5 protein-coding genes are annotated in these 7,650 nt (G+C 70.1%); 2 read left to right on the top strand and 3 right to left on the bottom strand.

Going from position 1 to position 7,650, the window contains the following annotated elements; translation table 11 throughout:
• Positions 1–119: 119 nt before the first annotated feature.
• The gene (locus IEZ01_RS10795; RefSeq protein ID WP_189201335.1) at positions 120–1,376 is read right to left on the bottom strand and encodes a M6 family metalloprotease domain-containing protein; all 1,257 of its coding nucleotides are present in this window, start codon (positions 1,374–1,376) and stop codon (positions 120–122) included.
• 346 nt (positions 1,377–1,722) lie between these two features.
• Here IEZ01_RS10795 and IEZ01_RS10790 point away from each other — a divergent pair, with 346 nt between their 5' ends.
• Positions 1,723–3,651: a putative bifunctional diguanylate cyclase/phosphodiesterase gene (locus IEZ01_RS10790; protein ID WP_052185646.1), complete on the top strand. Its 1,929-nt coding sequence runs from the start codon at positions 1,723–1,725 to the stop codon at positions 3,649–3,651.
• Positions 3,652–3,732: 81 nt separating this feature from the next.
• On the opposite strand, the gene IEZ01_RS10785 is transcribed toward IEZ01_RS10790, so the two are convergent.
• Together IEZ01_RS10785 and IEZ01_RS10780 are read right to left on the bottom strand one after the other, a co-directional pair.
• On the bottom strand, positions 3,733–5,418 hold the full coding sequence (locus tag IEZ01_RS10785; protein WP_028797571.1) for a glycosyl hydrolase family 18 protein: 1,686 nt from the start codon (positions 5,416–5,418) through the stop codon (positions 3,733–3,735).
• Positions 5,419–5,628: 210 nt separating this feature from the next.
• The gene (locus IEZ01_RS10780) at positions 5,629–6,702 is read right to left on the bottom strand and encodes an LLM class flavin-dependent oxidoreductase (RefSeq protein ID WP_189201333.1); all 1,074 of its coding nucleotides are present in this window, start codon (positions 6,700–6,702) and stop codon (positions 5,629–5,631) included.
• Positions 6,703–6,819: 117 nt separating this feature from the next.
• On the opposite strand from IEZ01_RS10780, the gene ehuB reads away from it, so the two are divergent.
• Positions 6,820–7,650 (top strand): ectoine/hydroxyectoine ABC transporter substrate-binding protein EhuB (gene ehuB / locus IEZ01_RS10775; protein WP_229832852.1); only part of this gene is annotated, 831 nt, incomplete at its 3' end.

Genomic DNA, 7,650 nt, shown 5'->3' with positions numbered 1-7,650 from the left:
CGCTAGCTCAGTTGGTTAGAGCAGCTGACTCTTAATCAGCGGGTCCGGGGTTCGAGTCCCTGGCGGCGCACAGACGGAAAAGGCCCCTCGCGAAAGCGGGGGGCCTTTTCGTATGCCCGTCACCCCTCGGACGTCCCCTCCCCCACCGTGATCTTGACCGTCCAGACCCCGGAGGGCGTGCGGTCGGTCACCTCCACGCGGGTGTCCGAGCCGGGGACCGTGAAGGTCTCGCCCTCGGCGAGAGGCGCGTCGGCGAGCGCCGGGTAGACGGACCGGTCCCAGCACGCCTCGGTGCGCGGGTGGGCGTCCACCACCTGGACCGGGCCGTCGCCGGAGGCCGCGCCGTTGCGGACCCGGTAGATCAGTACGCCCTCCCGGCAGGTGCCGTGGTCGTTGCCGGTGGAACCGCGGGCCTCGATCGCGAGCGCCGTGTCCTGGCCGGTCCGTACGACGGCGAGCCGGGTGCCGAGCGAGCCGCCGGGCGGCGGCGCGGCGGCCAGCGGCTCCAGGCTCAGCAGCGTGGTGCCCGCCGAGACGCAGTGCACCTGGCGCCGGTCAAGCCAGCCCAGCTTCCACTTGTGCCAGCCGAAGAGGTCCGGGGCGAGCCCGAACTGGCTGCCCATGACGTCCCAGTCACCGACGTGCGTGTCCCAGTCGCCCTTGCCGTCCGTCGGCCGGTGGTACAGGTCCGGCAGGTCGAAGACGTGCCCGGTCTCGTGGGCCAGCACATTGCGGTCCGGGGGGTGACGCTCGAACACCGTGACGACCCGCCGGATCTGCCGGCCGTCGGCCTCGATGGGCCGGTCCAGGTTGACGACCTTCGTGGCGTCCGAGTCGACACCGGGGGCGTCCGGGTCGGCGACCAGGTAGACGACGTCGTAGCGCGAGAAGTCGACCCGCTCGTCGGCCGCCGCGACGGCGTCCCGCAGATAGGCCGTGCGCCGCTCCAGCGACCAGTCGCGCTGTATGCGGTACGCGGTGGAATCCTTCGGCATCCGCGTCCAGGCCCGCTGGGGATGCGGGCGCAGCGCGAACCGCCCGTAGGAGGCGCGGTGGAAGAACTCGCTGGTGGCGGGGAAGTGGTCGGCGGCCAGGTCGGCGGGGCGCAGCAGCGGTGTGGAGTCCGGGAAGGACAGGAAGATCATGACCGCGTTCAGCGTGCGGACGGGCCGTGGGTAGGCGGCGTTCCAGCTGTCCAGGCCGAGGGAGTGGTGTGCGGCCGTACGGGGCAGGGTGCACGGCCCCGCGGTCGGCGCGCCGACGGCGGGGCCGGCCACCAGACCCGTGGCGGCGAGTGCGGCGAGGGAGGTGAACGCGGCCGCCCCGGCGCGCAGCCGTGGTCGTTCCACCCCCTCGGGTGTCTGCTGACCCTCCACGTGGACCTCCGGCTACGGAATGCGGAACACCTCACCCACCTTGTGCCGGTTTCTTGCCATATGCCCTGTTCCAGTGCCCCACATGGGTGAGACGGCGACACGACGACACACAGCATCGGCTCACGGAAAGTCACAATCGGTCAGGTCGGTGCGGTCGCCGCGCCACACCCGCGCAGAAACGATCGGCCGGGACCGGCGCACGGGGTCTCTCGGACCGCTCACGCCGCTTCCCCACTCCCGCAGAGCTGGAATGGCCGCCGGGCCTGCCTCTATGATCGGCACACTTTCCTTGGCCCGACCATCCCGACCACATCTGTACGGACCCGACTGACCACGGGAGCGAGCGGTGAGCGGAACCTTCGAAGGACCGGGACCCGCGGCCGTGACGGCCGGAGCACCGCCCTCAACACCGCACGGAACAGCCCCTTCTTCGGTTACGGAGCGTCACATGCGGGGAACTTCCGGAGGCCGTACGGGCATCGGCCGCGGCGCCGCCGAACTCCGCGACTACCGAGCCGCGTTCCGTGCCGCGCAGCTCGCCATGGCCGTCGTCGACCAGGACGGTGTCGTCGTCGCCGCGAACGACGCCCTCGCCAGCCTCCTCGGCACAGATCCGGCCTCCCTGCACGAGCAGGCCGCCGCCGATCTGGTCGATCTGGCATCGGACGGCCGCACCTGGCACGCGTACCGCGAGGTGCTGCGCGGCCGCCGCTCCCGCTTCCGATGTACGCGGCGGCTGAAACATCCCGACGGGCGGTCGCTGTGGGCGGAGGTCACGGTGGCCCCGGTGCCGGAGAGCCGGAGGGTGCTGCTGTCCATCGCGGACATCAGCGACCGGCGCGAACTCCAAGCGAGGCTGCGGCATCTGCAGATGCATGATCCGGTGACCCGGCTGCCGAACCGGACCCTGTTCTTCGAACGGCTGGCGACGGCGCTGGAGTCCGCCGCGCAGGACGACGTCCGCCCGCCCAGTCCGGCCCACGAAACCCCTGGGCCCCATGGGGCGTACGAGCCGTACCGGCATGGCGGATCAGGGCGGATCGGGCTTCTCTACCTCGACCTGGACGGCTTCAAGGCGGTCAACGACACGCTCGGGCACCGCGTCGGCGACCGGCTCCTCGCCGCCGTGGCCGCCCGGCTCACCGAGTGCGCCGACAGCGACGGCTACACCCGCAGCGGCGGACATCTGGTCGCACGGCTCGGCGGCGACGAGTTCGCCATCATGGTCGAGGACCCGACCGGCACCGAACACCTCGCCGATCTCGCCCAGTCTGTCCTCTGCTCGCTCCAGCAGCCGTTCGACCTGGGCGGGCAGCGCCTGTCGGTCTCCGCGTCCATCGGCGTGGTGGAGCGGGCGGCCCGGGGGACGACCGCGACGGGCCTGATGCAGGCCGCCGACACCACGCTGTACTGGGCCAAGGCCGACGGCAAGGCCCGCTGGACCCTCTTCGACCCCGAGCGCAACGCACACCGGATGACCCGGCAGGCGCTCTCCTCCACCCTCCGGCCGGCGGTCGAGCGCGGGGAGTTCGCGCTGGAGTACCAACCGCTGGTCGGCATGGAGGACGGATCCGTGCGGGGCGTCGAAGCACTTGTTCGGTGGAATCACCCACAGTTCGGGACACTTGCGCCGAATCGGTTCGTCGGGATCGCCGAGGAGGACGGGTCGATCGTCGAACTCGGCCGCTGGGTTCTGCGTACAGCATGCCGTCAGGCCCGTCAGTGGCAGAAGGACCATCCGGGTGACCGCCCGATTTTCGTGAGTGTCAACGTTGCCGTACGGCAGGTGTGGGACTCCGACCTGGTGGCGGATGTCGCCGGGATCCTCGCGGAGACCGGACTCGCGCCGCATCTGCTCCAGTTGGAGCTGACCGAGTCCGCGGTGATGGGCTCGGCGGGCCGTCCCCTCCAGGCCCTTCAGGCGCTGAGCGACATGGGTGTGCGGATCGCGATCGACGACTTCGGCACCGGCTACTCCAACCTCGCCTATCTGAGCCGGCTGCCCGTCTCGGTGCTGAAGCTGGACGGCTCCTTCGTCCGCGGCTTCCAGGACGAGGCCCATGCCAACCCGGCCGACGAGCTGATCGTCGAGGCGCTGGTGCAACTCGCCCACCGGCTGGGCCTGACGGTGACCGCCGAGTGCGTCGAGACGGCGGGCCAGGCGACCCGGCTGCGCCGCATCGGCTGCGACACGGGCCAGGGCTGGCTGTACTCGCGGGCGGTGGCGCCGGACCGGATCGGGCAGATGATCGGGGCCAGTTCGCTGTCCGTCTGACGGCCCGGCGTCTCCGTTGGCATGGAACTGCCCCCGGCCGGAGGGTGCGTCCGGGCGGGGGCAGTGCTCAGGGGGCGGAGGTCAGCAGGCGCCCAGGTCCTGCCAGACCCCCCATTCACCGGTGGTGCCGGGGGCTTCGTTCTGGGTCCACCACTTGGCCTTCCACTTACGGCCGTTGTGGGAGACCTCGTTGCCCTGGGTGTAGACGGTGCCCGCGACGTAGGCCGGGAGCGAGCCGCAGCCCGTGGGCGGCGTGGTCGGCGGCTGGGTCGTCGGCGGGGTGGTGGTGGGCGGGGTGGTCGTCGGAGGCGTGGTGACCGGCGGCTGAGTGGCTCCGCCGAGGGCGTCCGAGATGTGGTTCAGCAGCGTGGTGTTGTTGTCCAGGCCGAGCAGGGAGTACATCATCGCGCCGGCCAGGCCGCGCTGCTTGCCGTAGTCGACCCGGGCCTGGACGGCCCGCTTGTCGAGGCCGGTGAAGAACTCGCCGTCCTTGTAGAAGTAGGAGGCCTTGGCCTGGTCGTCCCAGAAGGTGGTGGCGGCGTTGTCGACGACGCCGCCGAGCTCCTTGTAGTGGGCGATGCCGGCCTGCTGGCTGACCGGGCGGGCACCGGACGCGCCCGTCGCGGGCTGGGCGAGGCCGTTGCCGGTGGCGGGGACGCCCTTCCAGCCGCGGTAGTAGAACTCGTAGCCGAGGGTCAGCTTGTCGGCGGGGAAGCCGCCCGCGATTCCGTACGCCGGCTTGCCGTCGATCCAGGCGTCGATGGCGTTGTCGATCGAGTACTTCTCGGTGCCCGGCTTGATCGGGTCCGTCGGGTCGTTGGCGCCCGAGTACAGCGGCGACTGGTGGTACGTCGGCCCGTCGCCGTCCCAGGCGCCGTGCATGTCGTACGTCATGATGTTCGCGTAGTCGAGGTACGCGCCGATCTTGTCGGTCTCGATGTGCTTGATCTTGTCCTGGCCGGCCGGGAGGGCCGCGGTGAGCAGGTACTTCTTGCCGCCGTGTGCCGTGCCGTACGCGTCGAGCTGCTTGCGGAACTCGGCGAGGAGCAGGGTGAAGTTGGCCTTGTCCTCGGGGCCGTAGTGGTTGCCGAGGTGGCCGTCGGGCGAGCCGGGGTACTCCCAGTCGATGTCGATGCCGTCGAAGATGCCGGCCGCGGTGCCCGGGCCGCCGAAGCCGCCTTCGACGGGCAGGTCACCCTGGATGTACTGCTTGATGCAGGAGGCGACGAGCTTCTTGCGGCTGGCGTCGGTCTTCGCCGCGTCGTGGAAGTACTTGGAGTAGGTCCAGCCGCCCAGCGAGATGTTGATCTTCAGGTGGGGGTACTTCGCCTTCAGCTCCTTGAACTGGTTGAAGACGCCCACGATCGGCTGGTCCCACTTGTCGGCGACGCCGTCGACGCTGTCGGCCGCGGAGAAGGACTTCTGGTAGTCGGCGTACGAGTCGCCCGCGCCGTCACCGGCGTTGGGGTTGTTGTCGTCGCCGGCGGCCTTGTTCGCCTCGAAGCAGGTCAGCTCGGTCGGGTGGATGTTGCCGAACGAGTAGTTGATGATGTCGAGCTTGCTCGCGATGCCACGGGTGTCGAGGTGCTTGGGGTAGAAGGCGTTGCCGTACACGCTCCACTGGTCGTAGTACGCGATCTTCACGCCCCCGGACGAGGGCGCCGCGTCGGCCGCCTGGGCGGATCCGATCCCGGCGAAGCCGGCGAGCGCGCCGGCGGCGAGCGTGGCGGTGGCCAGCGCTGCGAGCAAGGGTCTGCGGGGGTGCACGTACGCCTCCGAGGGGGTTCCGCGGTACGGGAGTTGGAGAAGTGATAGCCGCCGCGTGAACACCGCGTCAATGGTCTGAACCAAACTGAGGACTAGACCAATCTGAGGAAGAAAGTGCTCGTCAGACATGCCGCAGCACAAAAGGAGACCGCCCGCCACCATCGGTGACGAGCGGTTTAAGACTCCCTTAGGGCTCCTGGCGCGGACGATTCAGGAATGAACCACTCCGGGCATCCCGTAGGCGTCGGCGATGAGTTCGTAGGAACGTACACGCGCCTCGGCGCCATGCGCGTTCGCCGTGAGCATCAGCTCGTCCGCCCCGGTCCGCTTCCGCAGCTCGTCCAGTCCTGAGCAGACCTCGTCGGCCGTTCCGTACACGATGTTCTTCAGCCAGCCGTCGACGAACTCCCGTTCCAGGGAGGTGAAGGAGTACGCCTCCGTCTCCTCCGGGGAGGGCACGAGACCCGGCCGGCCGGTGCGCAGCCGGATCATCGACAGCGCGCCGGTCATCACCTGCCGGTGGGCCTCCTTCTCGTCGTCGCTCGCCAGGACCGAGACGCCGATCAGGGCGTACGGCGCGTCGAGGACCGCGGACGGGCGGAAGGAGTCGCGGTAGAGGTCGAGCGCGGGCACGGTGTTCTGCGCGGAGAAGTGGTGGGCGAAGGCGAACGGCAGGCCCAGCAGCCCGGCGAGCCGGGCGCTGAAGCCGGAGGAGCCGAGCAGCCAGATCGGCGGCCGCCCGGACGGGCCCTGCACGGGGCCCGGTACCGCGTGGATCTTGGCGTACGGGTGGCCGTCGGGAAAGTCGTCGTCCAGGAAGCGGGTGAGCTCGGCGAGTTGCTCGGGGAAGTCGTCGGCGCCCTCGTTCAACCGGTCGGTGCGGCGCAGGGCGGCGGCGGCGGCGCCGTCGGCGCCGGGGGCGCGGCCCAGACCCAGGTCGATCCGGCCCGGGGCGAGCGCCTCCAGCGTGCCGAACTGCTCGGCGATGACGAGCGGGGCGTGGTTGGGGAGCATCACACCGCCGGAGCCGAGCCGGATGCGCTCGGTGTGGGCGGCGAGATGGGCGAGGATCACGGCCGGGGACGAGGAGGCGACGCCCGGCATGGAGTGGTGTTCGGCCACCCAGTGGCGGTGGTAGCCGCGGCGCTCGGCGAGCCGGGCGATCTCGACGCTGGTGGCCAGCGCCTGGGTGGCGGTCCGGCCGGTACCGACGGTGACCAGGTCCAGTACGGACAGGGGAACGGGCGCGGTCCCGTGTGCCGTGCCGTGAATCGCGTCGATCACCGGTGATGACCCTCCTGCGCGGGGAATACGTACACCGGGACGAACAGGAGGGTGTCTCCGGTTATTCCCGCGAAACTGACGGGAATGGCCTGCTCGGCTCCGGGTAGCCGCGCGCCCATGGCTCGAACAGCGCAGACGAGAAGGACAGAACGGATAAAACGTCGCACGGTGCTCCTGGGTACGGCGGCCGCCGCGGCCGGAATGGCCGGATGCAGCCGGGTTGCCTCAGGCGCCACCCTCGACCGGCTCAGATCCCAGGGCACCGTGCGCCTGGGCATCGCGGGCGAGGTGCCCTACGGATACGTCGACGAGCAGGGCGAGTTCACCGGCGAGGCCCCCGAGCTGGCCAAGGTCGTCTTCCAGCGGCTCGGCATCGGCCGGGTGCAGCCCGTCGCCACCGACTTCGCGTCCCTGATACCCGGCCTCAACTCCCAGCAGTTCGACGTGGTCTCGGCCGGGATGTACATCAACAAACAGCGCTGTGAGCAGGTCGTCTTCTCCGACCCCGAATACCAGATGCTCGACTCCTTCATCGTCCGCAAGGGCAACCCCAAGAATCTGCGCTCGTACGAGGACGTGGTGCGGACCAAGGCCCGCTTCGCCACCGGCAGCGGCTACGCGGAGATCGGCTACGCCATCGCCGCCGGCTACCCCGAGCGGGACATCGTGATCCTCCAGGACCAGGTCGCCGGCCTGAACGCGGTCGAGTCCGGCCGCGTCGACGTCTTCGCCGGCACCGCGCTCACCACCCGCGAGGTGGTGAGGAAGAGCAGCCGCGCCGAGGCCACCGAGCCCTTCGCCGCGGTGGTCGACGGCAAGAAGAAGATCGACGGCGGCGGTTTCGCCTTCCGCCCCACCGACACCGACCTGCGTGACGCGTTCAACACCGAGATCCACCGGATGAAGAAGAGCGGCGAACTCTTCCGGATCCTGCGGCGGTTCGGCTTC

The sequence above is a fragment of the Streptomyces purpureus genome (assembly GCF_014648195.1).
Taxonomy (GTDB): Bacteria; Actinomycetota; Actinomycetes; order Streptomycetales; family Streptomycetaceae; genus Streptomyces; species Streptomyces purpureus.
Note: the sequence above shows the minus strand (reverse complement) of the source record. Positions and strands in the feature narration are given on the sequence as shown.